The following is a 25,127-nucleotide window of genomic DNA, read 5'->3' as shown; positions in this document are numbered from 1 at the left end:
CATGAAAAAGCAGGTGAAATCGTCTGAAAAAGTCAGTCTGCATCACCCTTCTTTCTATATTAGAATGAGCGTTATCGTTGCCTTAGTTAGTGGATTATATTACCTGGCGATAAGACAGACGAATGCATCATTTGCAAGAATCCTGGGCACATTCCCCATATTATATAGAATGATAACGGAAGATTTTTTTCCACCGGACTTTGGCTATTTTTCAACAGCGCTCAGCCAACTCATTGAAACGTTCAATATTGCACTGATCAGCACAACATTGGCTGCACTGTTAGCCTTTCCGCTGCTCTTTTTTTCATCCTCGACTTTAAATCGTCACCCGTTGTCATATGGAAGTGTCCGGTTTGTCCTAACCATTATCCGTTCAGTCCCCAATATCATCATGGTGGTGTTGATGGTTGCGGTTGTCGGGTTAGGATCCGTATCTGGCATCTTAGCCTTGATGATTTATTCCACTGCCATACTGATCAAGCTGACGAGTGAGTCCGTTGAATCAATTGACGAACGACCGATACAGGCCATCAAAGCTATGGGAGGCAATACACCTCAAGTTATTCGCTACGGTGTATTGCCCCAAATAACGCCTGTGTACCTGTCGCATATCTTATATGTTCTGGAAATCAATTTGAAGGCCTCTGTTGTACTGGGATTTGTTGGCGCAGGAGGAATCGGTCAATTGATCAGACGGCAGATGAGTTTATTTCGATACGACCGGCTTGGCTTAATCATATTAGTGCTATTTTTTATGATCAGCCTGATCGACTATATCAGTCAGACGGTAAGGAGTAAATTAGTGTGAACAATCAGAAGAAAATCTCATTGCGCTCGCAGCGTTCAGTAAAGCAGAAGACGATTATAACGCTTATAGTGACGAGTCTGGTGCTTTTATATGCATTTAGTCTATGGTCTCAGGATTTTACGATTGCATCTTCTCAGTCATCTCCGTTGACTATTTTGTATCGCCTGTTCATTGTCCCGATTATTGACCCGACATATTGGAGCTCATTTGTTGAAAACAGCCTACTCATGCTTGAAACGGTTGCCATCGCTTATGCAGGAGGGATTGCGGCTTCCTTGTTTGCTCTGCCTTTAGCAGTCTTCTCGGCGAAAAATAGTGGGGGTAAGGTCAGTTACGTGGGCAAAGTCATTTTAAATGCAATCCGATCGATCCCGGAACTGTTATTTGGTGTTTTTTTTGTCGCTGCAGTCGGTCCAGGATCTTTTGCAGGCGTTCTGGCCATCAGTATTAACTCGATAGGCATGATCGGAAAGCTTTATGCAGAAAGCATCGAGTCAATTGATCGAGCACCGGTCGACGCCATCAAAGCCAGCGGGGGCAACAGACTTCAGGCCTTCTGGTATGGTATTTTACCGCAGATTCTACCTCAATTCTTGTCGATCTCGCTGTTCCGTTTTGAAATTGATGTACGGGCCTCGACTATATTAGGTTTAGTCGGTGCAGGAGGAATCGGTGTCCCTCTGATTCTGTCTCAGCAGCAGCGGCACTGGGAAGAAGTCGGAGTCATTCTAATTATTGTAATCGTGTTCGTCGTGGTTATTGATCAATTAAGTGGAAAAATAAGAACCAAACTTGTTTAAAAAAGGTCTCATGCTGTCATAGCCATGAGACCTTTTTTTACTAATCTGGGTGACGTGTAGAATCCGACTGACGTTCGGCCAGTAAATCTCGGATTTCTTCTAAATAGTGTTCAGCAGTAGGGGCTTCGACCTCCACTTCCTCTTCCATTTCTTCTTTTCTGGAGAGCTTGTTAATGAAGCGGATCATTAGAAACAGGACGAGCGCAATCAGGACAAAATCGATGATGGCTTGCAGAAACAACCCGTATTCGATTTGGGCAGCTCCGATTTGAACAGACAAAGCATCTACACTCGCGTTTCCAGTGACAGCTGCGATGATGGGAGTAATGATGTTGTCCACTAAAGCGGAAACGATCGCAGTAAATGCAGCCCCCATGACGATTCCGACTGCTAGCTCGATTACATTGCCTCGCATTAAAAATGTTCTAAATTCTTTAAGCATGATAGACCTTCCTTTCTCTGAGAAATGATAAGAACTCACTCTATCTTACAATATTTAATGGAAAAAAGTAAATGTTTAGTCACATTTACAGGAATTTTACAAAAAAAGGGTGGAGCTGGCGTCGGATTGCCGGTATACTTTTACTAGAGAACAGACGAGGAGTGGTGCGACACCTAGATTGTTCGTTTTTTAGCAAACTAAACTGAGTTTTAACTAGAAAAAAGGTGTAGACTTTTCTATTCACGAATGTTACTATCGAAATGTGCGATGATCGTACATATTTAGCACGTTGGCGTGCAACATAGAATCGGGAGGAATTATTTTGTCTAAAAAATGGTTTAAGGGTTTAGGAATTGCTTTAACATCTGTATTGGTACTAGGTGCCTGTGGAAACGGTGATGATACCGCAGAAGATACAGACACAGGTACTGACGATAACGGAGCGGCAGAAGGCGAAATGATCGAAATCGAAGAGTTATCAGTTGGTTTTGTTCCATCTCGTGACCCGGAAGAAATTACTATAGCAACTGGACCTTTAGAAGATTTATTAAAAGACGAACTTGCTGAACATGGTTATGATGTAGCAGAGGTGGATCTGTCAGTAGGAACAAGTTATGAAGCTGTTGGAGAAGCGATGTCAGCTGGTACTTTAGACGTTGGTTTCCTTCCAGGTGGAACATATGTCTTATATGATGATGGAGCAGAAGTTATTTTAACGTCAACACGTGCTGGTCTTAACAATGATTCTGAAGATCCAGTAGACTGGAATGAAAACAAACCAACAGAACCAACTGATGAACAGGTTACGTATTACCGTTCGCTTTTAATTGCCGGACCATCTGAAACAGGTAGAGAGTTAGCAGAAAAAGTTAATAACGGTGAAGAATTAACTTGGGAAGATGTCAATTCCGCTTCATGGAGTGTGATGAATTCATCTTCATCAGCTGGATACATTTACCCAACAATCTGGTTACAGGAAAACTTTGACCAGTCATTAACTGACTTGAACCAAATCGTTCAAGCTGACTCATATGCGACTTCATTCGTGAGATTAGCTGCAGAAGAAGTAGACTTGGTCGTTGTGTATGCAGATGCTCGTCGTGACTATGCTGAGCTTTGGGAAGGCGACTACGGCCGTGATGGCGATATCTGGGAAGAAACAGATGTTGTCGGAGTTACACCTGGTATATACAATGACACAATCAGTGTGAGCTCAACTTCAGAGATTATGGATGATGATTTAAAAGAAGCACTACAGCAGGCATTTATTAATATTGCTGGAACAGAAGAAGGTCGAGAAGTTATCGATATTTACTCACACGAAGGATATGAACCTGCAACAAGTGAAGATTATAACGTAGAGCGAGAAGCACAGCAAATTCTACGTGACTTAACAGACTAATAAAGAATTAGACAATAGAAAAGACAAGCTGGGAGCGCCCTCTCCTGGCTTTCTTTTTGACTATTTCCAGAGAGGAACCAAGCGACTATGATAGAATTCAAAGATGTTAACAAAACGTATCCGAACGGGGTCACTGCCTTAAAGAATATCAACTTGACGATCGATCAAGGTGAGTTTGTAGCGATCATCGGTTTATCCGGAGCGGGTAAGTCGACATTGATCCGCTGCATCAACCGAATGCACGATATCAATGAAGGAACATTGATGGTCAACGGAGTTGATGTCGGCAAATTAAGAGGCAAACAGGTCCGTTCGTTCCGTCGCAAGATTGGAATGATCTTTCAGTCGTTCAACCTGGTCACACGTACATCTGTGATCAACAATGTCCTGATTTCAACTGTGCCGGATCTGGCCTGGTGGAGAAAGGGCCTGGGGCTGTTCCCTCAAGAGAAAAAAGTTGATGCCCTTGAAGCACTGGATAAAGTCGGTATTCTAGACAAAGCCTATAACCGTGTGGATCAGTTATCCGGTGGACAGCAGCAGCGTGTTGCGCTGGCACGTACAATCGCTCAACATCCAGATATCATTCTGGCAGATGAACCAGTTGCATCACTTGACCCGGTTACCGCAAAAGTCGTTATGGATGACTTCAAAAAAATAAACAAAGAAACAAACATGTCTATATTAATCAATATTCACCACGTCGAACTGGCACTGGAATATGCAGACCGTGTAATCGGTATTCGCCAGGGCGAAATTGTCTACGACGGGAAATCTGAAGAAGTCTCGCAAGAGGTTTTAAATCAGATTTACGGCAGCGTTGAAAACATTCCTAAAGCTGACGATCCGGAAGAAGCAGATATTTAAGGAGGGGACCACTATGAACGAGACTTTTTATGATAAGATTTTTAAGCCTAAAACGTATACCTTATCGAATGGAAAAGAAGTAAAAAAACGTGCGTCACGAACACCTCTGATTCTGCTGGTTGTCCTGATTCTTACAGTCGTATCCTGGGAAGTCACAGGAGTAGATTTGTCTGTCATTCCTGCACGCGGAAACCAGTTCATTGTTATCCTGTTTGATATGTTCCCTCCAAACCTTAATTTCTTAGGTAACATCTGGGGACCTCTGTTTGATACGATTCAAATGTCTCTTCTAGGATCGATTACGGGCGCGCTTCTGGCTATTCCTTTTGCACTGTTATCATCAAGCAATATTATCAGCAATTCACTTTTAAATGGCTTTTTCAAACTGGCCTTGAGTATCTTGAGAACACTGCCTACACTGGTCTCAGCGCTGATCGCCACTTTTATCTTCGGGCTGGGAACAATGGCAGGGACTGTTGCCATCTTCCTGTTCACCTTATCTTATATTGGGAAACTGATGTATGAACATATTGAGAGTGTTGATATGGGAGCATTTGAAGCCCATGAATCAATGGGGTTGTCTAAAGTTGAAGCGTTCCGTTATGCTATTATTCCAGATATCCTACCCACTTATCTGTCAGTTTCTCTGTATGCATTTGAAGGGAACATTCGTTATGCTGCCATCTTAGGATACGTTGGGGCTGGGGGAGTTGGCCTTCTCCTTGATGAAAGACTGGGATGGAGAGATTATCCGAGCGTCGGAATGGTTCTCCTGATTCTTATGCTTGTTGTTTTTGTGATCGAACGCATCAGTGAATATTTCCGAATGAAATTGACATAGAAAGGAGCAGATAAACATGAATAAATCGGTTCAACTGCAATTAGAAAAAGCACCTAACCGCAAGCTGTATTTAACAACGATTGGCGTTATCTTGACTGCTCTTTTGGTATGGTCTATTTTAGGGGTCAATATCACTGGGTTCAGTCAGCGGGGGCTGGATATTGCTTCCAATATCGTTCGGGGCATACTGACGCCGGATCTTGAATTTTTGTTTGATTTCACATCTGGGGGAGGCGTACCGTATCTGCTGTTTGAAACGATCGCTATTGCCTTTTTAGGAACGATATTCGGCTCATTTCTGGCCATACCCATTTCGTTTCTGATGTCACCAAGTGTAGTGTCCAGGCCAGTAGCCTTTATCACACGTCTGGTGGTTATCTTTATCAGAACCATTCCTTCTTTAGTGTACGGGCTGATGTTCATTCGTGTAACAGGACCTGGGCCATATGCTGGGGTGCTGACGATGTCGCTGACATCTATCGGGATGATTTCCCGTTTATATGTCGATGTGATTGAGAACCTTGATCGTGGCATTCTTGAAGCGATGACCTCTATGGGGTGCACGACTTACGAGAAGATCCGTTACGGCATTATGCCTCAACTGTTCTCGAATTTCTTATCTGTCACGATTTACCGTTACGATATGAATCTGCGGGACGCAACCATTTTAGGGTTGGTTGGAGCCGGTGGTATAGGAGCACCATTGATTTTTGCCATGCGTGCTTACCGCTGGAATGAAGTCGGATCGATCCTGATTGGACTGGTTATATTGATTCTAGCAGTGGAAATTTTCTCTAATAAATTACGTGGAAAACTGGTTAACGGGTAATAAAGGTGCAAACAAAATAACCGATTCAGCTTTGGTTTACGAGAAGCTGAATCGGTTATTATTTTTTGGATGATTTTCTTTATTCCCAGACAGGAATAGACGAGTTCTGAGTCGTTTCTCTAATTAGTTCAGCCGTTTCATCTGTTTGATAGACTTCAACAATACGCTGGTATACGTCATTGTCTACATCTTCTGAACGGACAACGATGGCATTTGTATAAGGCTCTGACTCTTCGTCTACTGGCTCAAGGAATATAGCATCTTGAGACGGTATGAATCCGGCATCTACTGCCATACCTACATTGATGACGCCTGCAGCTGCATCTGTAAGTGAACGGGCTGTCTGATTTCCGGCCACTGTTACAAGATTTAAGTTCAGCGGATTAGCCGTTACATCATCGACTAGAGGATAGTTACCAGCCTCAGGAGCGACTTCGATCAGACCGGCAGACTGAAGCAGGATCAATGCGCGTCCTTCATTTGATGCGTCATTAGGGATCACAATCGTATCGCCTTCCTGAATATCTGCCACATCCTCTACCTGCTCGGAATAAATGCCCAAAGGATTTAAAGTCGTATCACCAATGGGGGTTAAATCATTTCCCGTATCTGTATTGAAGTCTTCCAGAAAAATAACAGTCTGGAAGGCATTTAGTTCAATGTCTCCATCAGCTAGGGCAACGTTAGGTGTCTGATAGTCAGAAAATGAAACGAGTTCCAGAATAATATCTTCCTCAGCCAGCCGGTCACGTACATTCTCCCATACTTCATTGTTTTCTCCAACGACACCTAATCGGACAGTTTCTCCATCATTTCCACAAGCAGCTAATACCCCAATAAATATAATACTAAGCAGTGCCAATAATCCCTTTTTCATTTTAATTTCTCCTTTTTGTTTGTATTTTAATCTAGTTGATTAGTGTGATGTTTTTCTGATCAAGACTCGGCCTATCCACTGAGTGACAAAAACAATCAGCATGATAAGAAGAGTCGAAACGATGGTAATGTCCATCTGATAGCGGTTGTACCCTCTAGCAATGGCTAGATCCCCTAAACCTCCACCGCCAACGACACCTGCCATCGTAGTGAGGCCAATCAGATTGATAATGGAAACTGCCGATACACGGACAAGTGAAGGTAATCCTTCCTTTAAATAAACACCGAAGATAATCTCCAGTGGTGAGGATCCCATAGACTGTGCAGCTTCCACAATGCCAGGGTCGACCTCGAGCAGGGCATTTTCAACCTGTCGTGAATAAAAAGGGATGATCCCGGCAATCAACGGCACTAGTGCTGCAGTCGTTCCAATCGTTGTCCCTACAATTGAGCGTGTAATGGGTGCCAGCAGAGCCATCATGATAATAAATGGAACAGAACGGCTTGTGTTGATGACCTGTTCCAGCTTGTTATAAAGTTTGAGTTTTTCCAGGATGCCCCTCTTATTGGTGACGACTAAAATAACGCCAATTGCAATGCCGATTGTTCCGGCTATCAATGCCGCAATCAAGGTCATATAAATCGTCTGCCAGGTACTTTCCAGGATGCGATCAGGGATGTCCACGACATTTGGTGCAATAGTTTCTAGATACTCAAGCACTCTATTCATTATTCTTCTCCTTTACACTTTAATTTTTTTAAATGACTTTCTCACGGATCAGTGGCACGACTTTTGATTTTTTGGCTAACTGGATATGTTCCAGCTGTTGAACAGTGACATTTTGAGACTCCAGGAAATGAACGGCCTGACTGCGTTGAGCTGCTGATCCGCTTAAAATGACGATCAGATTACCTATTGGTGTATCATGCAGAATTTCGATATCTCCATAAAGTATGTTGGTAGTAACTGCAAATTTTGAATACAGCCGGGCTATTAATGGTTCGTTTGTACTTTCTCCCACAAATGAGAGACGAACGACAACGTCTTCTCTGTTTAAATTCAGAAGAGATGGGTGTCTGGCTAATTTTTCCAAAGCCTGATCAATGTGCGTAGCAGTATTTATGAATTCCTGGGTCAGCGGATTTTTCGGATCAGTGAATATAGAGACAATATTTCCTTGTTCAACAACCGACCCATCTTCCATCACGGCGACCTTGTTGCATATCTCCTTAATGACTTCCATTTCGTGAGTGATGACCACAATCGTCAATCCTAGTTCTTCGTTCAGCTTTTTCAGCAACTCCAGAATAGAGAGAGTAGTCTTTGGATCCAAAGCGCTGGTTGCTTCATCACAAAGGAGTACGTCTGGATCATTTGCCAGTGCACGAGCAATCCCAACACGTTGTTTCTGCCCACCAGAAAGCTGAGAAGGGTACACATCCTGTTTATCTGCTAATCCGACGACCTTTAAGAGGTCTGCCACTTTGATCTTTTTCTCTTCGTCTGATAGATTGCTTGAGCGAAGGGCATAATGAACATTTCCGGCAACGGTACGGCTGTTCATAAGGTTGAAATGCTGAAAAATCATGCCGATTTTTTTCCTTGCCTGTCTGAGTTCTTTCGCGGTCAGATCGAGGAGATTCTGTCCGTTGACCTGAACCGATCCGTTAGCTGGTCGCTGGAGGAGGTTGATCGTTCGAACCAGTGTGCTTTTTCCAGCGCCGGAATACCCAACGATACCGAATATATCTCCCTGATTAATGTGTATGGATACATCCCGAACAGCATGGAGCACCTGTTCTTTAGTATTAAAATGAACATCGATATTCTTTAAGTCGATCATGACTCGTTATCCCCTTTCTGTGTAAAAAAATCATCTGAACGTAAAAAAACGTTCATCCCGATTCAGGAACATCGAACCAGTTATCAGGTTCGGTGTTCTTGAATCAAAGGACGAACGTTACAGTCGCGGTACCACCTTTGTTTGTATTTTTCTCACAAAAAATACCTTCACAAGTAAAAACAGATTACAGGAATCTCTTTTCTCATGCACGTTAACGGGTGCTACCGTAACAGCCTCATCTGTTTACAGACTTGGGATTCCACTTTTCCCTGCTGATTGGTTAAAACAGCAGGGAAGAGACCATATTCGATGTCTTTAAGTAAACCTGATTTCAGCATACACAGGCTCTCTGTTATTACTTTAGTGTCATTTACTCATCTCTTAAGTGTTTGAATTCATTAAACTGTATAAAAAAAGTCCTTGAAAGAAGCTCGCTTCATGCGAACCCCCTCCAAGGACGAAATAGTCTCGTGTTACCACCTTGATTTACAATGGGATTACTCCTCATTGCCTTCATCAGTACGGTACATTATAAATCATGTACGATACTGTGACACTGTAACGGGTGTGACCGTAATAAACTTATCGCGAAGGATTTGCTCAATCTGCTTTGACTTAGAACTGTACATGGAACCTATTCTAAGCTGTAAAAGACCATTTTCCTATTTTTTCATCTTGCCCCTTTTCACCAGTGAGGGCTCTCTATGAAGATTTCCGAATAGTACTTATCTTTACGCATGTTTAATATAAGCTTGCTGTTGCTCAATACTATATCAAGCGTGTGTGCCAGCTGTCAACCATGAATTGAAAAAAAGCTAAATTTTATTTTAAAAAATACTAAATATAACTAAACGGACGTTTATTTAATGCTTTACTATATTTTACCTGAAGCATATTGCATGAGTCAGTAAAGTAATTTATGATTATATGAACTTACACGAAAGGAATGGTTCAAATGGCCCAGACAATGATGAATGCCTCAGCGTACGAAGGGGAGGACCTTTCTAACTTATAGATAGACGGCTCATCGCCCTTCGTATATGACTAAAAAACATATACTGAGAGGGACTAACTAATACATGAAATTTCCATTCAAACATTTTATATCATACTACCGCCCGTATGTAAAACAACTGAGTCTAGTACTCACCTATGCGTTTGTTTCAACTATACTTGCACTGATTTTTCCGCTGCTTGTTCGTCATGTTACGGGAGATGTTCTCTCAGGTGATTTGACGAATGCTCAAGATCAAGTTCTGCGTTATGGATTGCTTATGCTTATACTGGCTCTTTTCCAGCAGATCAGTTCGTTTCTGCTGGATTATAAAGGCCATATGCTGGGCGCACGAATGGAACGTGACCTCCGCAGTGAGCTGTTTGAACATATTCAGACACTGTCGTTCAGCTATTTTGACAAAGTGAAGACTGGCGAACTGATGAGTCGGATTGGAAATGATCTGTACTCTATTTCTGAAGTGTACCATCACGGAATTGAAGACATTATTCTTTTTGGATTACGATTTGTTGGAGCTGTAACTGTTTTACTGCTCATCAATGTCAGACTGACCTTAGTTATCTTGTTCTTTTTACCTTTCATGGCGATTTTCACTTATATATGTAATAAATTTATGAACAGGACTATGCTCGATAACAAGAATAAGATGGCTGACATCCACAATCAGGTGGAAGACAGCCTGGCAGGCATTCGTGAAGTGCAGTCATTTTCCAACGAACAGCTGGAAGTGAACAAATTCAACCACCAGAATAATCAGTTTCTCGACAGCAGAAGAGAGACGTATAAAGTTGAAACAGCCCTTTATAGTGGGGTAGAAGCCTTTATTAGACTAATAACCATTGCTGTTGTGCTGATCGGAGCCACGTTCATAATAGGAGAAGACTTGCTTTTGCCGGATTTACTGGCCTTCATGTTGTATATTGAATTTCTGGTTGCACCCATCAGACGAATGCTAGTGTTCAGTACGATGCTTCAGGATGCTTTTACAGGGTTTCAACGCTTCAGCGAAATGATCCAGACACAACCTGAAATCAGAAATCCTGTTGCTCCAATAATACCCACAGATTTAGTAGGCGAAGTTACTTTTGAAGAGGTCAGCTTTTCCTATGACCAGACGAATGAAACAGTATTCGAAGATCTGAACTTTACGATTAGACAAGGTGAGTACGTGGCACTTGTAGGAGCATCGGGAGTCGGTAAATCGACGATAAGCAAACTGATTCCGCGTTTTTATGACGTTTCCAAAGGACGTCTGCTTCTTGATGGTTACGATGTTCGGGAGCTGGACTTATCCTTCATCCGGTCAAAAATGGGAATCGTCCAGCAGGATATTTACCTTTTCTCTGGCTCCATTAAAGACAACATTCGCTACGGCGATCAGTCTGTAACGGATGAAGAAATCGTTGAAGCAGCGAAACAGGCGAATGCGCATGACTTTATACTGAGTTTGCCAAACGGCTATGATTCTGAAGTCGGACAGAGAGGAGTCCGTTTATCAGGAGGACAAAAACAGCGCATCAGTATCGCGCGTGTATTCCTGAAAAATCCGCCTATTCTCATCTTGGATGAAGCGACAAGTGCACTGGATAATCAGAGTGAGTTTATCGTCAAAGAATCCATGGAGAAACTGGCCAAAGGGCGGACAACGTTGGTTATTGCTCACCGACTCTCGACTATTAAAAACGCCGAACGAATTCTTGTATTTGATAAAGGCAAGCTTGTTGAAGAAGGAAGGCATGATAACCTAATGGGGAATCAAGGGGCCTATTTCAAATTGTACAATCAGCAATTCAAAGCATAAAAAGCATCTGCGCAGAAAAAACTGTGCAGATGTTTTTTTAGATTAGAGGCCAAGGGATCAATTGAGGGGATTAACGACACACACTCGCTGCGCAGGTAAAAAATCAAAATAATAACGTCAGTAGTAAATAAACAGGTCTTCATTCTTATAAAGTTTTATTTGAGGAACTTACTAATAGTTGGTAACATATAGGTAAGCAGTTCATTAGATTGTGAAGTAAACAATTTAGTTTAATTATCGCTTGATTTGAATAGGCTACAATTCAAAACTGATAAGATTAACAAAGATTAATGAGATAAAAATTCTAGTTGTGTAATGTGATGACTTTGTGATGACCCCTTTAAGGATGGAGCTGATAATATGGACTATATTATAATGTTACTCTTTATATCTTCAGGTGCTTTACTTATTTCTGACTTAAGTTTTAAAATAAGGTCAAAAAAAGAAAAGATTCGTGAATTAGAAAAAGAAATAGAAAAACTAAAAAAAGAGTCTAATAGCAGTGAATAATAAGTGCATATGAACCACAACGCTCATTTTGATTACATAGATAAACAAATCCGCCGGAAATCTGTTAAGGATTCTCTGGCGGATTTGTTTTTATTGGTTCTTATTTCAGGAGTACACCTTTTGCCTAGGCGCTTGAATCTCAATCCATCCCCGGGTGTTCTGTTACGATCTGCCATTCAACACCAAATTTGTCTTTTACTTGAGCGTAAGCTGGACTGTAACTTGTTTCGCTCAAGGCACTAACAATTTCTCCACCAGCAGTTAGTTTTTTATACAGAGTTTCTGCTATGGGGACTGTTTTAATATCCAGCATAATCGTGATGGTTGAACCGGGTGTGTACGTTTGCCCGGGTAAGACATCTGCCAGCATAAGCCAGGAAGATGACCCGAAGCTTAAATGGGCATGCATCACATGATCGTCGTATCCTTCGGGGACCTCACCTTCGAACTCCTGAGGCCAGTCTTTTACTAATTCAATCGACTCGACCTTTGCACCAAATACATCCTTGTAGAACTCAACTGCTTCTTTTGCATCTCCATTTAACATTAAATAGGGTGTCAGTTTGATATCCATAGTCTACTTCCTCTCTTTTTATCTATTGGGTTTTCAACTGCTCAATGCGTCCTCCTTCCACTGTCTCCTTATCTATTATTTTCGCATACACCTTTTTAAAAAACTTCTTATAGATTGCGGGACTTAAAAGAATCTGCCAGTAGTTTGGGTAAATTGATCAAAATAGGGGGATCTTCGGGAAGAGGTTCACGTAAGTAAATATTTATTTGATTATTGGACTGTTCAGGCAGTTTGATAGCGGTATCTGCTCTCCCGCGGTGACAATCGCTTAGCAGAAAATAGCGGAGAGGATTGATTGTTTTTTCGATTGAACAGGCAAGCAGGTAATAGGTTCCATCTGGGATAGAGGTGAGTTGGTAAGCAGTTTGGTGAGTCAAAGCAGTTCCGACAATCGGTTTATGATTGGGAATGGGGTGATTGAACAGTCCGATAAAAGTAACGCCTGGTTTGTAATCATCGAGATAGTGAACAGTGACGGCTAACTGATTTTGACTGATAGGGTCGCTTTTTTTTGAGCGATATTGAATGCCTTTAGAAGATGCCTGCTCATATGCTTTAGTCAATCCATATAGCGATTCTATCTGATATTTATATTCTCGGGGCGTAAGACCTGTTTTTTTCGCAAAATTAGAGGAGAAAGTACCAAGGCTTGAATAGCCTGCATCAAAGCTAGAATCTGTAACGGAGTAATTTTTTTCAAGAAGCTCTTTCTTGGCGTATTCAACTTTAATAGAAGATAAATAATCGGCAGCAGAAAAACCCGTCAGTTTTTTAAACTCACGGCTGAAGTGAAATTTGCTGTACCCAAAATGATAGGCAACGTCTTGAATAGTTAAATCGTCTTTCAAATGAGCAGTCATGTATAATAATACATCTTTAATGATGTCATTCATAAGAATCATCCTTTATAGCTGCCTAGAGAGGAAGTGGGTTTATAACAAATTAGCCCTTTTCATTATCTTCGTTTTGATAAACACTGTAGAGAATAACGCCGATAAGCAGACCGGCTGTAGCTCCCCCACTGATCCAAAAAGCCATATTCACTGATCGGAAAAAAAGACTGAGGATTATACCGATAGCGCTACCAGTTACTGGACCTAAGGCTATAAAATAGACTGGCCACTCTTGATTATTGTTCATGCTGAACCCTCCTAAGGGTGTATCATCAGATTATCACTATTTCCCCAGCATGCAAATGATACTAACGGAGAGACCTGGCAGTTTATTGAGGAAGTAGAGCAGTAATGAACATTTTATAAACCAAAAAGAACTCGTCCTTATTGACTGGAGCGCAGTCGAATGACTTTTTTAATGGTAAAAAGTGGTTTATACTCTAGGAAACGAGACAGATACCGGCGAGCAGAGGGGGGTTAAACGAGTGATGAAATAAGTGAAGAGAGGGTGTGGCTATGACAACTGCAGATGTACTCATCGTTATCGATATGCAAAAAGGTGTTTGTCATTATGAAAATCAAACGATAGGTCAGTTTGACCGGCTCGTGTCAGGAATCAATGACCGTATTGCGGCATATGTTTATGAGAACAAACCTGTTATTTTCGTACAGCATACTGATGACTATTTAGTAAGAGGAACTGAGAAGTGGGAAGTACTGGCTGAGCTGAATAAAGATCAGGCACATTATTTTATTGAGAAGAAACATCCCAATGCTTTTTATCAGACTGAACTGAAATATGTACTGGATAAACTGGATACACGGTCACTGGAGATCTGTGGAGCAGAAACCCAGTATTGTGTGGATTCTACAGTGAAATTTGCACATGGGTTGGGTTATGCCATCATCATGGAAAAAGGGCTGCACACGTCATGGGACAACAACTGGATGAGTGCAGAAGACACCGTTAAATTCTACGAATCGATCTGGAATGATCAGTTCGTCACCTTTATTTAAAGAACAAAAGAGTTATCGTTTAGTTTTATGCGGTAACTCTTTTGTCTGTTCTAGACTGAATTCTCAAAAAGGTCACACAGCTAAGTCAGCTACAATCCACCACTCGATTTTGAGTATTACATTAATACAGGCAAACAATGAAACAACTATAGAGCCTCTTCTTATAGATAAATTTAGAAAGAATATTCTGCTTAAATTGACTTTGATAGACAGTCCAAGTAAGCTAGTCTAAGCTCGATTTTTTAGGTGGAGGAATAGTATGCAGCGAAGTATGACATTATTTTTTAAATATGTAAGTTTAAATATGCTGGGAATGCTGGGTATCTCATTTTATATATTGGCGGATACCTTGTTTATTGCCCAGGCACTGGGATCTACTGGGATTGCCGCATTAAATCTGAGTATCCCTGCTTTCGGGATTATTCACGGATTCGGATTAATGCTGGGACTCGGAGGGGCAACGCGTTATAAGATTCTACTGTCTCAGAATAAAGTGACAGAATCCAGAAGAGTCTACTCTCAAACCTTTCTTTTTGCTGTCATTATGGGACTCATATTTATGGCCATTGGTTTGTTTGGAGCAGCTCCCATGGCGAGGGCGCTTGGGGCAGATGCTGAAACTTTTGAAATGACGACGGTTTACCTGCGGACGATTCTGACGTTTGCACCCTTTTTCGTGGTCAACAATATGCTGCTGTCGTTTGTTCGCAACGATGGTGATCCATCTCTGGCTATGTATGGAATGGTGATCGGTAGTGTGCTGAATGTCGTGCTGGATTATATATTTATTTTCCCATTAGGAATGGGTATGTTCGGTGCCTCTCTGGCAACAAGTGTGTCTCCGATCTTCAGCTTGATGATTCTGTCAATCCACTTTTTTAAGCCGACCAACCAGCTGAAGCTGACTTTTCAAAAAATCGAAGGCTGGCTTATCCGGGACGTTACGTACCTTGGTGCTTCGGCGTTTATCAATGAATTATCCGCTTCTATCGTCATGTTTTCCTTTAATACGATTATATTCAGTCTAGAAGGAAATGATGGCTTGGCAGCTTACGGCATCATCACCAATATTGCCTTTGTCGTAATGTCTTTATTCGCAGGGGTCGCTCAAGGCGCACAGCCTTTACTCAGTGAAAGTTTCGGATTGAAGAATTTGAAACAGATGAAACAGGTTCTATTTTTGTCGCTGGTCACAACACTCATTGTGAGCTTAACTGTTTACGGCGGAACTGCGTTGTTTACGGAACAGATCATATCGGCTTTTAACAGTGACCAGAATGCACATATCGCCACTATGGCCACTTACGGCCTGCTGATTTACTTTGCAGGGTTCATTTTTGCCGGTATGAATACGATACTGACCAGTTATTTTGGCGCAACGGATCAGCCGAATCGGGCACTGTTCTTCTCATTGTTAAGAGGCGGACTTATTATCATCCCGCTGGCGTTGATTCTGAGTCACTACTATGGGATGATTGGCGTCTGGTCTTCTTATGTCATTACTGAAGCACTAATCCTCATTATTGTGGCGTCTGTCATCAATCCGAATAAACGGATCAAGAAAACTAAATAAAGGCATAGTAAAGCACTTTAAGCATTTGGAGAAATTTCATTCATGCTTGAAGTGTTTTTTTGAAATGTCACAACTTGGTACGAAATGCAGCAAATTTATTGTTAAACTATTAAAAGATGACCATTTTTTCATGCAAACTATCTATTTTTTCAGGTACTCTGTTTAAAAAACCTGTGCTATAATTCGGTTAAATTAAAGCGTTTACATAAAGAGGAGTAGGTTAGTAAATGGATTATCGACCAAATAAGGGTGTCTGGAGTAACCATCCATCCAGCAAATGGGAAGACGGCTACTTCATCGGGAATGGTGAAACGGGTGGTATAGTATTCGGAGGTGCTGAGAGTTTTAAAGTTATCTTAAACCATCACTCACTCTATTTAAAAACCAATAAAATGAATGACATCCCAGATATGTCCGCATATCTTGAAGAGTTAAGGGATATTATTAAAGTAGATGGGTATCAGGCTGGGATTAATTATTTTGAAATGAAAGCAATGGATCTTGGATACAAAGGATTGACAATGAGTGACTTGTACCATCCCGCAGCTGAAATTGCCTTTCGATTCGACAATCTGTCCATTTCACCACAAACAGATTTCACGAGAGCGCTTGATTTTGAGAAAGGTCTGATACTGGACTCTTTTCTGACAAATCAGGGACAGAGAATCAGTAAAAAAGCATTCATTTCAAAAAAATCAGATGCACTTTACTTGGAACTGAGTAGCAGTGAGTCATTTTCTTTGAACTTTACAGTGGAAGATTTTGAGCAGTCAGAACTGGATCAACAGACTGTCCATATATCTGAAAATGAAATTCAGGAAGTATTTACCTATATCGACGGAAGCAACTATGTAGTAACGGTAAAATGGATGAGTAATGGCAGAGAGAAAATTAATAACAATACCATATCAGTCTCAGAAGCAACGTCACTTAGATTATGCCTGTCGGTCAGTCGCTGTGATAGTTCTTTGGAGGAATTTGACGAAATCGAAGGGACACACATATCGGACCATTCAACAGTATATAATCAAGTATCTTTACAGATAGCTGATAAAGAGGAAAGTGTTCAAAGCTATGAAGAGTTGATCAGCAGATTGGAAACAGAGAATACTATACCACTGGGACTGTATGAACGTTTTTACGATGCGAGCCGTTATTTTATCCAGTCAATGTCAGGGCCGGCAGTACCGAATCTACAGGGTATTTGGAGTGGCGATTTTCGTCCAGCCTGGAGTGGAGACTTTACGTTTGATACTAATGTCCAACTGGCCATCGCTTCTCAGGCAAGTTTGGGACTGTTTGATCAGTTACAGGGGTTATTTGAAAAAGTAAACCTGTATAAAGATGACTTCAGAGAAAATGCACAGAAGTATTATGGGTGCAGAGGATTTCTCGTCCCGGTACATGCCAGTACACGGGCATTGCATGTTCACTGGAACAAGGAGTGGCCATTAATATTCTGGACTTCTGGAGCTGGCTGGCTGGGTTTCTTTTACAATGAATACTACGACTATACCTTAGACAAGGTTTTTCTTAAAAATACCGCAATACCATTTTATATAGAAACTCTGCAGTTTTATGAAGATTTTGTTCAATATGAAGAAGGTGTGGCTCTATTCAGACCTAGTTATTCTGCTGAGAATGGGATGGGTGATAATGCCACTATGGATATTGCTGTCGTAAAAGCGACACTCGCCTATTTAAAAAAAGCGTATACTGTACTAGAATACACTTTGCCAAAAACATATAAAGTATTTGAAAATGCTTTGCCTGAATACATGATTGACAGCGAAGGCGTCCTGAAAGAATGGATTGATGAGTCGGCAAAAGAGAACCCCAATCATCGCCATTTTTCAAATCTTTATCCGGTGTTTCAAACAAAAGAGATAACAGTTGATCAGCCTGATTTATGGAAAGCTTCACACAAGGCATTTGATAAACGGCTGGAAGCATGGCTTATGAGTTCTGATGGGGATACCTCTTCATCTCACGGACGCATGCATGCAGCGATGTGTGCTGTCGCCTTAGAGCGACCAAACGATGTAGAGAAAGCAATAGGGGAATTAATTAGGAATCGCTCGTTCTTTCCCTCTTTTGCTTCCAGTCATTACAATCATCAGAACGTGTTTAACTTGGATGCTAATGGGTCCTTTCCAAAGATCGTTCATGATGCGTTGATGTATACAGAAAAATCGGGAGTTCTGACGTTATTTAAAGCAGTTCCTTATTGGTTGCAATCTGGGACGCTTAAAGGCATAAGGTTGCCGAATCAAGTGACAGTCAACCATTTTTCTTGGGATCTGAATAAAGGAACTTTCAGCCTCTCACTTACATCAGAGCAGCCAACTGTTATTGACGTAGTCCTTTCAAACGACTGGGTATTTAAAGACAAGCAAGACGAGGTCATAAGAATGCCATTAAATGAAACTGATAGGTGTATCCAAGAGGTTCTTATCTCCAGGAGTTGAATTGAGTGAAAAAACGAGTTAACCGAAAACCGTATATATCGATCAAGCAAAAATTGCTGGGGTCTTATTTTATTATATTGATTATTCCCATTCTATTAGTAGGGGTCTATTTGACTTTGAGCATTAGAAATAACCTTATTTCCAACAAGCTTGAAGAAATTGAAAGCAATAACGAACGGATAAGATCTGACTATGTAGCGGCCCTCTCTTCCATAACAAGAGTTTCTGACTGGATCTATCAGGATGAAGACTTAGCGACTTTAGTCACTACGCAATACGATAATCCTTTTGATGTTTATCAGGCCTACTCACAGTATCAGATGTTTGAGGACTACCTGAGATACTATGATGAGATAGAATACATTCGGTTTTTTGTAGATAATCCAACACTGACGAGTACAACTGGGATTTATCATGCAAGTGAGGCCATTCAAGAGCAGCAGTGGTATCGTGATGGCAGAGATCGGAATGGACGGATCGCCTGGGAAGTAATTACGGATCATATCACTCAATCTACTCACTTAAACCTGGTGCGCTCAGTTTACAGCAACTATGAATTTATAGGTGTGGTAGCCATCGCAGTCAGTCGGGAAGCTATAGACAATATTTTAGATGATTCTGCCAGTAGTGTGTTTATTACCTTAGATAATCAGACCCCGTTATTTAGTTTTCCTCAGCATCAAAATATTTATGACGCATATGCCGAGTATCGACCAGTACTGGAGACTGTCAGGACAGAAGAAGGCAATTATAATACGGTAGATTCAGACAGTTTTAATACGGACTTTACGCTTAATATAAGAGACGTGACTATACCCAAGACATTAAATTCCACCATGCAGGTTATTGGTGTTGTTCCAACAGATAGCATATTGGAAGATGTAAACAGAGACCTTCGAGTAGCCTATATTATTATCATAAGTGTTTTATCCATCAGTATCCTAATGCTTGTTGTTTTTATCAAAACATTTAACAGTCGTATCATCAAACTTAAAGACGCCATGTCTAAAGTAGCGAACGGTGAATTCTCAATTGAACGATCGATCAAAGGCAATGACGAATTGTCAGATGTTTATACTCATCTCGTTCATACATCAAGTAGTATTGAAGGGTTGATGGCGATCAATTACGAACATGCGGTAAAAGAAAAGAATTGGCAGCTGCAGTTGAAAGATACGCAGTTTAAAATGCTGGCCAGTCAGATTAATCCTCATTTTTTGTACAATACACTTGAAATGATTCGGATGAAAGCATTGAAGAACCAAGATAGGGAAGTAGCAGAAATCATTACATTATTAAGTCGACTGATGAGGAAATCCCTTGAAACAAAAGAAAAAGAAACCTCACTTGACGAAGAGCTCCAATTTACAGAAATGTATCTGCATATTCAGAAATTAAGGTTTGGTGATCATATTGACTACAGTATAAATAATCATACTAGTGGTCGTTATCTGATTATTCCATTAATTATCCAACCACTCGTTGAAAATTCATTTATTCATGGAATCGAGCCGATGATAGGAAAAGGAAATATTGATATCACGTTAACAGAAGATTTGGATACATTAAAAATAGTCATTAAGGATAACGGATTAGGTATTTCCCAGAAAAAACTGCTTGAAATAAAACAAGTACTGGCTTCTGAAGAAGAAAGTGCTCATTTGGGGATCAGAAATGTTCAGCAGCGAATAAAAGTATTTTACGGTGAGGCGTATGGGCTTGAAATAATGAGCGAAGAGGGCAAAGGGACGGAGATTACGATAACAGTTCCTAAAGTAACTTATGATAGAGAGAGTGATGAGACGTGTATTCTGTAATTATAGTAGATGATGAACCTGCAGTAAGAGAAGGAATGAACTATTTGATCGATTGGGAAAAGGCCGGATTTTGTGTAATCGACTCAGCAGAAAATGGTCTGGAAGGATTGGAATTGATTGAAAAGGAAAGGCCCGATCTCGTCATCACAGATATCAAAATGCCGGGTCTGAACGGATTAGGAATGATAAAAGAGGCAAAGAAAAAAGAAAGCTCCTCACGCTTTATTTTATTATCAGGTTATTCTGACTTTAAATATGCTCAGGAAGCTATTTCGTATGGGGCGATCGATTACCTGCTTAAACCGATCGATGAAAATGAGCTCTTAACTGTCTTAAAAAAAGTGGAGCAGCAACTGGTTGAAGAAACTAGAGATAAGAAAAACAAAAAGCATTTTCAAAGTTATTTAGAAAATCAGACCCTTTTTTCATATATCATTCACAAGGAGAGAAAAGATGAAATCAATCACCTATCTGATTTCTCAGCTTTCCAGCTTATTAAACTGATTAGAAAAGGAGAAAAGCTGGTTTTACAGGACTTCGTTCAGATTTGTGAGAAGTGTATTGAGGACAATTATTTTCTGTATACCTATGGAGACAGTTTATTCATGCTGATTGCAGCCCATTCAGAGATGAAAACTGATCAGTTGATCGCTGAACTAAAATCAGATACGCGATTGAAGGCAACAATCAGTTCGGTAGGATCAAACGTAGATGATCTCCCGAATTTATATGGTGAAATTAAGTTTCTAGAATCCCAACGCTATTTTTATCCGGATACACATGTTCTAACTAAGCAATCCATCAATAAAAAGGCAGAGATTGACTCACTTGAAAAACTGATTATCAAGTTGAAAATAGCGATTAAAGATAACCAGAAAGATGAAATTGAGCAAATTGTTGATTGGTGCGTTGACTACTTTCAAGCGACAAAACAGGACAGTGGAATAGTAAAAAGAGAGTGGTCAATGATTTTTATTGAATGTGTCTCTTTCTTAGAAGAAAGCATGCAGAAACCAATCAAAGAAATCGAGAAAGATAAAATTCTGTCAGTTGTCTGGAAAGAAGATTCACTTTACCAGACAGCAAAATTTTTAAAGTATGTCTTTTATGATTTCGGTCGCTTTTTTTATCAGACGAATGAAAAACAGGATATTATCGAAGATATTAAGTTTTACTCTGAAAAGAACTACCATTTAAATTTAAGCCTCAAAGACTTGGCACAAGAGTTCAATTATAGTCAGTCTTACCTTGGCAAAAAGTTTAAAACAGATACCGGTAAGAGTTACCATTTGTATCTGGACGACCTGAGACTAACTAGGGCAAAAAATCTGCTTAAAGATAAGCATTTGTACATTTACGAAATTGCCAAAATGGTAGGCTACTCAAACTATGACTATTTCCATAAAAAATTCAAAAAGAAATTTAGTATCAGCCCTAAAGAATACCAGAAAAAATGGAGAGATGGAGAGCAGTCATGAAAGAAAAACAGTCTACAGATACTCTTTTATATAAGATAACCCAGTATATATATTACTTTTTAAGTGTCAATTTTTTCTTTCTTGTCAGTAACAGTTTATTTATTATGGCGTTTATCTTTATTCCTGTGAGTATCAGTCATATCCTGTTCTTTACAGTTGCGTTGATTCCAGCTGGTGCGAGTATTACAGCCCTTTTTTATACTATGGGAAAGCTGAACAGGGATAGATTTGTATCTCCAGTTAAAGATTACTTTGGAGCGTACAAAAATAATTTCAGACAAAGTACAGTATACTGGGGACTTTATTTAATAGCGTTATTAATTGTAGTAGTCGATATTTTATTTGTACTCGAAAGAGGATGGATGATTTTAACCATTATTAGTTTAATTGTTGGTCTGATTCTTGTGTTGTCAGCGGTGTATGCTTTCACGATACTCTCTAGCTTCGAGGTGACCTTAAAGAATCTTGTTCTTTTTTCTGTCTACCTTATCTTCAAATATAAATGGCTCGCCCTGTCTCATCTGGGTTACTTATTTGCATTTGGGCTGATTGGCTATGGGTATCCCATGACTGCTATTCTATTTCTGTTTGCAGTAGCCGGTTTTTATTTTATGAGAAACAGCCAAACGCTTTTAAGCGACTTGAAGTCAAGTTTTTCTGAAGGAAAGGGTGAAGTTGATGCACAATAAATCAAAGAGAGTGATCAGTCTATTTTTGTTTGTTCTTGCATTAGGTGCATGCACCAGTAAGGAAGCAGACCAGGAAGATGAGACAACTGTAAATGAAGAAACCGTACAGTTTCTACTTCCCCAAAATATATCCCCTACTGATTTTTCTGTCATATCCAGTGAAGAATCGATATCAGCGAATTACACTGATCAGCAGTGGCATAGCGAAGGAGCAGTCAATATAAGTCAGGATGCTGTCAGATTCTTCATTGAAGATCTAAGAGAACTGTCCGGAAGAAGAGTTAATCGTGAAATCGAAGATAAAGAAGATCTGATGATACAGCTGTCTGATCGATCAGACGAAATAAGCCTAAGTATTTGGTATGATGAAGAGGGAACGCTTGCGCAAGTGAACAATACAACATACCTTGTTGAAACCTTGCCAGCTTCTTTATCACCATTCAGCAGCACGTTTCTAGAAGCAGCAATCGAACTGGATGAAGGCGATATTGAAGAAATTAGACTAATTGGAGACGAAACGATTGTTTTGAATCAGACCACGGACCTGTCAGAAGTGGAAAAGATCCCTTTTATAAGTGGCTGGTATTTACATGGACCATTTGAAACTGATTTTTCGGTTCAGTACGGCTGGATGGATGACTTTTTTGAAAGTATAACCCGTCTCCATGGAGAAGAAACTAAAATGGTTATAGAGGAAGTCGTCCAGACAATTGAACTCATCCATACTCAAGGGAGTGAAACGATTGAAATCGGTAAAGCCGAGAAGGACGGTCAAACGGTTATCAGAGTGGATAGTCTGGATCAGAACTACCTGATTCCAACCCACCTGACAGAATTTTATGACATTGATCCTCTTGAAATCGTTGATAATTTTATTGCGCTTATCCCATTAGATGCAGTTGAACAGGTAGAGATAAAAAGGGGAACTGAGCATTTCTTGGTAGAGATTGACCGCGATTTCTCGATCGATGATCAAGGAGAAGTCGTTATCGACAGTGCATTCTTTATTAATGAGAAAGAAGTCGAAGAGGATGTAATGAGAAGAGCCTATCAATATCTGGCTCGCTTGTCCTATCAGAGAATACGTGATGACGAAAGGGATAAGGTGGATTTGAATGAAGAGGCTGTTACATTGACCTATCAGTATACTAATCAAGGAGATGTTGTTGAAAAAAATATAGAGTTAATTCCTGTTTCTGATGCGACAACAGTCATTGTAAAAAACGATTCCATTAGTGAGTTTATAGCGGATGACGAGAAATTAAATGACATGTTTGAGGCGTTAAGAGAATTAAATAAATAACAATAAAATCTGGACAGGCTGTCATCTGTCCAGATTTTACTATACTAATGGCGTGTTTGTCATGTTTTTATTGGAAGCGTTATCAGTTATCATTTAATTAACGAAGGAAAGGTTAAAGGTGGTTAGTATGGAATCAGCTAAAGTAATTGATGTTGAAAAACAGGGTTTGATAAAAGCAAGGCAAAAGAAGATGCCAAAGAAAAAAATAACGTGGAAACTCATCAAGCAGCAAAAGTTGCTGATAGCCATGTCACTTCCATTTGTTATCTGGCTGGCGATTTTTGCTTATGCCCCTCTTGTCGGCTGGCTCGTGGCTTTTCAGAATTACCGGCCTCAGAATGGATTTTTTGGATCTGAATGGGCTGGCCTGCATCATTTCAGAGTATTGTTTAATGACTCACTCTTTTATACCGCACTAAGGAACACTATTGGAATGGGTGGTCTTGGGTTAGTATTCGGAACGACTACCGCAATTGCATTCGCATTGTTACTTAACGAATTAAGATTTACCCGATTTAAAAAGATGACCCAAACGATATCTTACCTTCCGCATTTTGTATCCTGGGTAGTAGTAGCTAATCTGGTTACGACAGTATTATCTAATACTGGAGTTGTCAATAACATTCTCCAGTATTTAAATTTTATCGAAGGGCCAATCAATTTTATGGCTCGTCCCGGTATGTTCTGGGGAATTGTTACAGGTGCGGAAGTCTGGAAGTCTACTGGGTGGAACGCCATTATCTATCTGGCAGCTATGACGGCTATAAGCCAGGAGATGTATGAGGCAGCTCATGTGGACGGTGCAAATCGATTCCAGAAGATGTGGCATATCACGCTTCCTTCAATCAAACCGATCATCATTATTCTGATGATCATGAGTATTGGGAATATCATTAATATTGGGTTTGAGAGACAAATGCTTCTTGGAAACAATATAGTAGCTGACGCCGCCATCGTTATTGAAAAATACGCTCTTGATTATGGTATTGGGATGTTCAGGTACTCATATGGTACGGCAATTGGAATATTTAAGTCAGTTATTTCAATTGTTCTGATTTTTACATTCAATACGCTGGCTAAGAAAACAAGCGACATATCCATCATGTAGGAAAGTCTTATGGTAATAAGTCAAGACAAAAGTAATGGCAATAACTGGCGATCTTTTGGAAAAAGAGCATACTGAAGAAACCGTCAAACTATAGAGAACGCTAGTTCTCTATAGCGAGTGCAAAAGGAGTTGCGACATTCATTTTATGAATGTTCTATATCCCTCCTTGGGG

Annotated in this window: 23 protein-coding genes; 16 read left to right on the top strand and 7 right to left on the bottom strand. The window is 40.3% G+C overall.

The window, feature by feature from the left end:
- Position 1: 1 nt before the first annotated feature.
- Positions 2–808 (top strand): phosphonate ABC transporter, permease protein PhnE, encoded by an 807-nt coding sequence (gene phnE, locus CLV38_RS09145; RefSeq protein ID WP_106194490.1) that lies wholly within the window; start codon positions 2–4, stop codon positions 806–808.
- Entirely contained in the window at positions 805–1,608 is an 804-nt protein-coding gene (phnE, locus tag CLV38_RS09140) for a phosphonate ABC transporter, permease protein PhnE (protein ID WP_106194487.1), read from the top strand. Before phnE (CLV38_RS09145) ends, phnE (CLV38_RS09140) begins: the two co-directional genes overlap by 4 nt.
- Positions 1,609–1,648: 40 nt before the next feature.
- Here the strand turns inward: phnE (CLV38_RS09140) and mscL are convergent, their stop codons facing one another.
- Positions 1,649–2,050, bottom strand: a complete 402-nt coding sequence (gene mscL / locus CLV38_RS09135) for a large-conductance mechanosensitive channel protein MscL (RefSeq protein ID WP_106194484.1) — start codon at positions 2,048–2,050, stop codon at positions 1,649–1,651.
- 322 nt (positions 2,051–2,372) lie between these two features.
- Between mscL and CLV38_RS09130 the strand changes: the two genes are divergently transcribed.
- The 4 genes from CLV38_RS09130 (at position 2,373) to phnE (CLV38_RS09115) (ending at position 5,989) form a co-directional block, all read left to right on the top strand.
- Complete coding sequence (locus tag CLV38_RS09130) at positions 2,373–3,452, top strand: phosphate/phosphite/phosphonate ABC transporter substrate-binding protein (RefSeq protein WP_106194481.1); 1,080 nt, start codon at positions 2,373–2,375, stop codon at positions 3,450–3,452.
- A gap of 87 nt (positions 3,453–3,539) precedes the next feature.
- Positions 3,540–4,319, top strand: a complete 780-nt coding sequence (phnC, locus tag CLV38_RS09125) for a phosphonate ABC transporter ATP-binding protein (protein WP_106194478.1) — start codon at positions 3,540–3,542, stop codon at positions 4,317–4,319.
- Between the two features lie 13 nt (positions 4,320–4,332).
- Entirely contained in the window at positions 4,333–5,160 is an 828-nt protein-coding gene (gene phnE / locus CLV38_RS09120; protein ID WP_106194475.1) for a phosphonate ABC transporter, permease protein PhnE, read from the top strand.
- A 16-nt stretch (positions 5,161–5,176) separates the two neighbouring features.
- On the top strand, positions 5,177–5,989 hold the full coding sequence (phnE, locus tag CLV38_RS09115; protein ID WP_106194472.1) for a phosphonate ABC transporter, permease protein PhnE: 813 nt from the start codon (positions 5,177–5,179) through the stop codon (positions 5,987–5,989).
- 79 nt (positions 5,990–6,068) lie between these two features.
- On the opposite strand, the gene CLV38_RS09110 is transcribed toward phnE (CLV38_RS09115), so the two are convergent.
- The 3 genes from CLV38_RS09110 to CLV38_RS09100 are packed head-to-tail and all read right to left on the bottom strand — an operon-like array spanning position 6,069 to position 8,709.
- Entirely contained in the window at positions 6,069–6,866 is a 798-nt protein-coding gene (locus tag CLV38_RS09110) for a MetQ/NlpA family ABC transporter substrate-binding protein (RefSeq protein WP_106194468.1), read from the bottom strand.
- A 39-nt stretch (positions 6,867–6,905) separates the two neighbouring features.
- The gene (locus tag CLV38_RS09105) at positions 6,906–7,586 is read right to left on the bottom strand and encodes a methionine ABC transporter permease (RefSeq protein ID WP_170068864.1); all 681 of its coding nucleotides are present in this window, start codon (positions 7,584–7,586) and stop codon (positions 6,906–6,908) included.
- 37 nt (positions 7,587–7,623) lie between these two features.
- Positions 7,624–8,709, bottom strand: a complete 1,086-nt coding sequence (locus CLV38_RS09100) for a methionine ABC transporter ATP-binding protein (RefSeq protein WP_106194461.1) — start codon at positions 8,707–8,709, stop codon at positions 7,624–7,626.
- Positions 8,710–9,788: 1,079 nt separating this feature from the next.
- Here CLV38_RS09100 and CLV38_RS09095 point away from each other — a divergent pair.
- Together CLV38_RS09095 and CLV38_RS13740 are read left to right on the top strand one after the other, a co-directional pair.
- Positions 9,789–11,525, top strand: a complete 1,737-nt coding sequence (locus CLV38_RS09095) for an ABC transporter ATP-binding protein (protein WP_106194458.1) — start codon at positions 9,789–9,791, stop codon at positions 11,523–11,525.
- Positions 11,526–11,885: 360 nt separating this feature from the next.
- On the top strand, positions 11,886–12,035 hold the full coding sequence (locus CLV38_RS13740; RefSeq protein ID WP_170068861.1) for a hypothetical protein: 150 nt from the start codon (positions 11,886–11,888) through the stop codon (positions 12,033–12,035).
- A 139-nt stretch (positions 12,036–12,174) separates the two neighbouring features.
- Here CLV38_RS13740 and CLV38_RS09090 read toward each other — a convergent pair whose 3' ends face one another.
- From CLV38_RS09090 to CLV38_RS09080, 3 genes are all read right to left on the bottom strand, one after another.
- Entirely contained in the window at positions 12,175–12,609 is a 435-nt protein-coding gene (locus CLV38_RS09090; RefSeq protein WP_106194455.1) for a VOC family protein, read from the bottom strand.
- Positions 12,610–12,716: 107 nt separating this feature from the next.
- The gene (locus CLV38_RS09085) at positions 12,717–13,502 is read right to left on the bottom strand and encodes a helix-turn-helix transcriptional regulator (RefSeq protein WP_106194452.1); all 786 of its coding nucleotides are present in this window, start codon (positions 13,500–13,502) and stop codon (positions 12,717–12,719) included.
- Between the two features lie 49 nt (positions 13,503–13,551).
- On the bottom strand, positions 13,552–13,749 hold the full coding sequence (locus CLV38_RS09080; RefSeq protein ID WP_106194449.1) for a hypothetical protein: 198 nt from the start codon (positions 13,747–13,749) through the stop codon (positions 13,552–13,554).
- Positions 13,750–14,018: 269 nt separating this feature from the next.
- Here CLV38_RS09080 and CLV38_RS09075 point away from each other — a divergent pair, with 269 nt between their 5' ends.
- From CLV38_RS09075 to CLV38_RS09040, 8 genes are all read left to right on the top strand, one after another.
- A complete protein-coding gene (locus CLV38_RS09075; protein ID WP_106194446.1) occupies positions 14,019–14,519 on the top strand; it encodes a cysteine hydrolase family protein in 501 nt (166 codons plus the stop codon).
- Positions 14,520–14,778: 259 nt separating this feature from the next.
- Entirely contained in the window at positions 14,779–16,092 is a 1,314-nt protein-coding gene (locus CLV38_RS09070; RefSeq protein WP_106194443.1) for an MATE family efflux transporter, read from the top strand.
- Positions 16,093–16,319: 227 nt separating this feature from the next.
- Positions 16,320–18,560 carry a glycosyl hydrolase family 95 catalytic domain-containing protein gene (locus CLV38_RS09065; protein WP_106194440.1) on the top strand — a complete coding sequence of 747 codons (2,241 nt, stop codon included), beginning with the start codon at positions 16,320–16,322 and terminating at the stop codon, positions 18,558–18,560.
- A 5-nt stretch (positions 18,561–18,565) separates the two neighbouring features.
- Positions 18,566–20,377 (top strand): sensor histidine kinase, encoded by a 1,812-nt coding sequence (locus tag CLV38_RS09060; RefSeq protein WP_106194437.1) that lies wholly within the window; start codon positions 18,566–18,568, stop codon positions 20,375–20,377.
- A complete protein-coding gene (locus CLV38_RS09055) occupies positions 20,365–21,855 on the top strand; it encodes a response regulator transcription factor (protein ID WP_106194435.1) in 1,491 nt (496 codons plus the stop codon). The genes CLV38_RS09060 and CLV38_RS09055 overlap by 13 nt, the downstream gene beginning before the upstream one ends.
- Positions 21,852–22,544 (top strand): DUF624 domain-containing protein, encoded by a 693-nt coding sequence (locus CLV38_RS09050; RefSeq protein WP_170068860.1) that lies wholly within the window; start codon positions 21,852–21,854, stop codon positions 22,542–22,544. The genes CLV38_RS09055 and CLV38_RS09050 overlap by 4 nt, the downstream gene beginning before the upstream one ends.
- Positions 22,534–23,847 carry a hypothetical protein gene (locus CLV38_RS09045; RefSeq protein WP_106194429.1) on the top strand — a complete coding sequence of 438 codons (1,314 nt, stop codon included), beginning with the start codon at positions 22,534–22,536 and terminating at the stop codon, positions 23,845–23,847. The genes CLV38_RS09050 and CLV38_RS09045 overlap by 11 nt, the downstream gene beginning before the upstream one ends.
- 127 nt (positions 23,848–23,974) lie before the next feature.
- Positions 23,975–24,955 carry an ABC transporter permease gene (locus tag CLV38_RS09040; protein ID WP_106194426.1) on the top strand — a complete coding sequence of 327 codons (981 nt, stop codon included), beginning with the start codon at positions 23,975–23,977 and terminating at the stop codon, positions 24,953–24,955.
- Positions 24,956–25,127: the final 172 nt, after the last annotated feature.

Origin of the sequence: Alkalibacterium olivapovliticus (assembly GCF_003003275.1) — a bacterium.
GTDB lineage: Bacteria > Bacillota > Bacilli > Lactobacillales > Carnobacteriaceae_A > Alkalibacterium > Alkalibacterium olivapovliticum.
The sequence above is the reverse complement of the archived record's forward strand: the minus strand, read 5'-3'. Positions and strand labels throughout refer to the sequence as shown.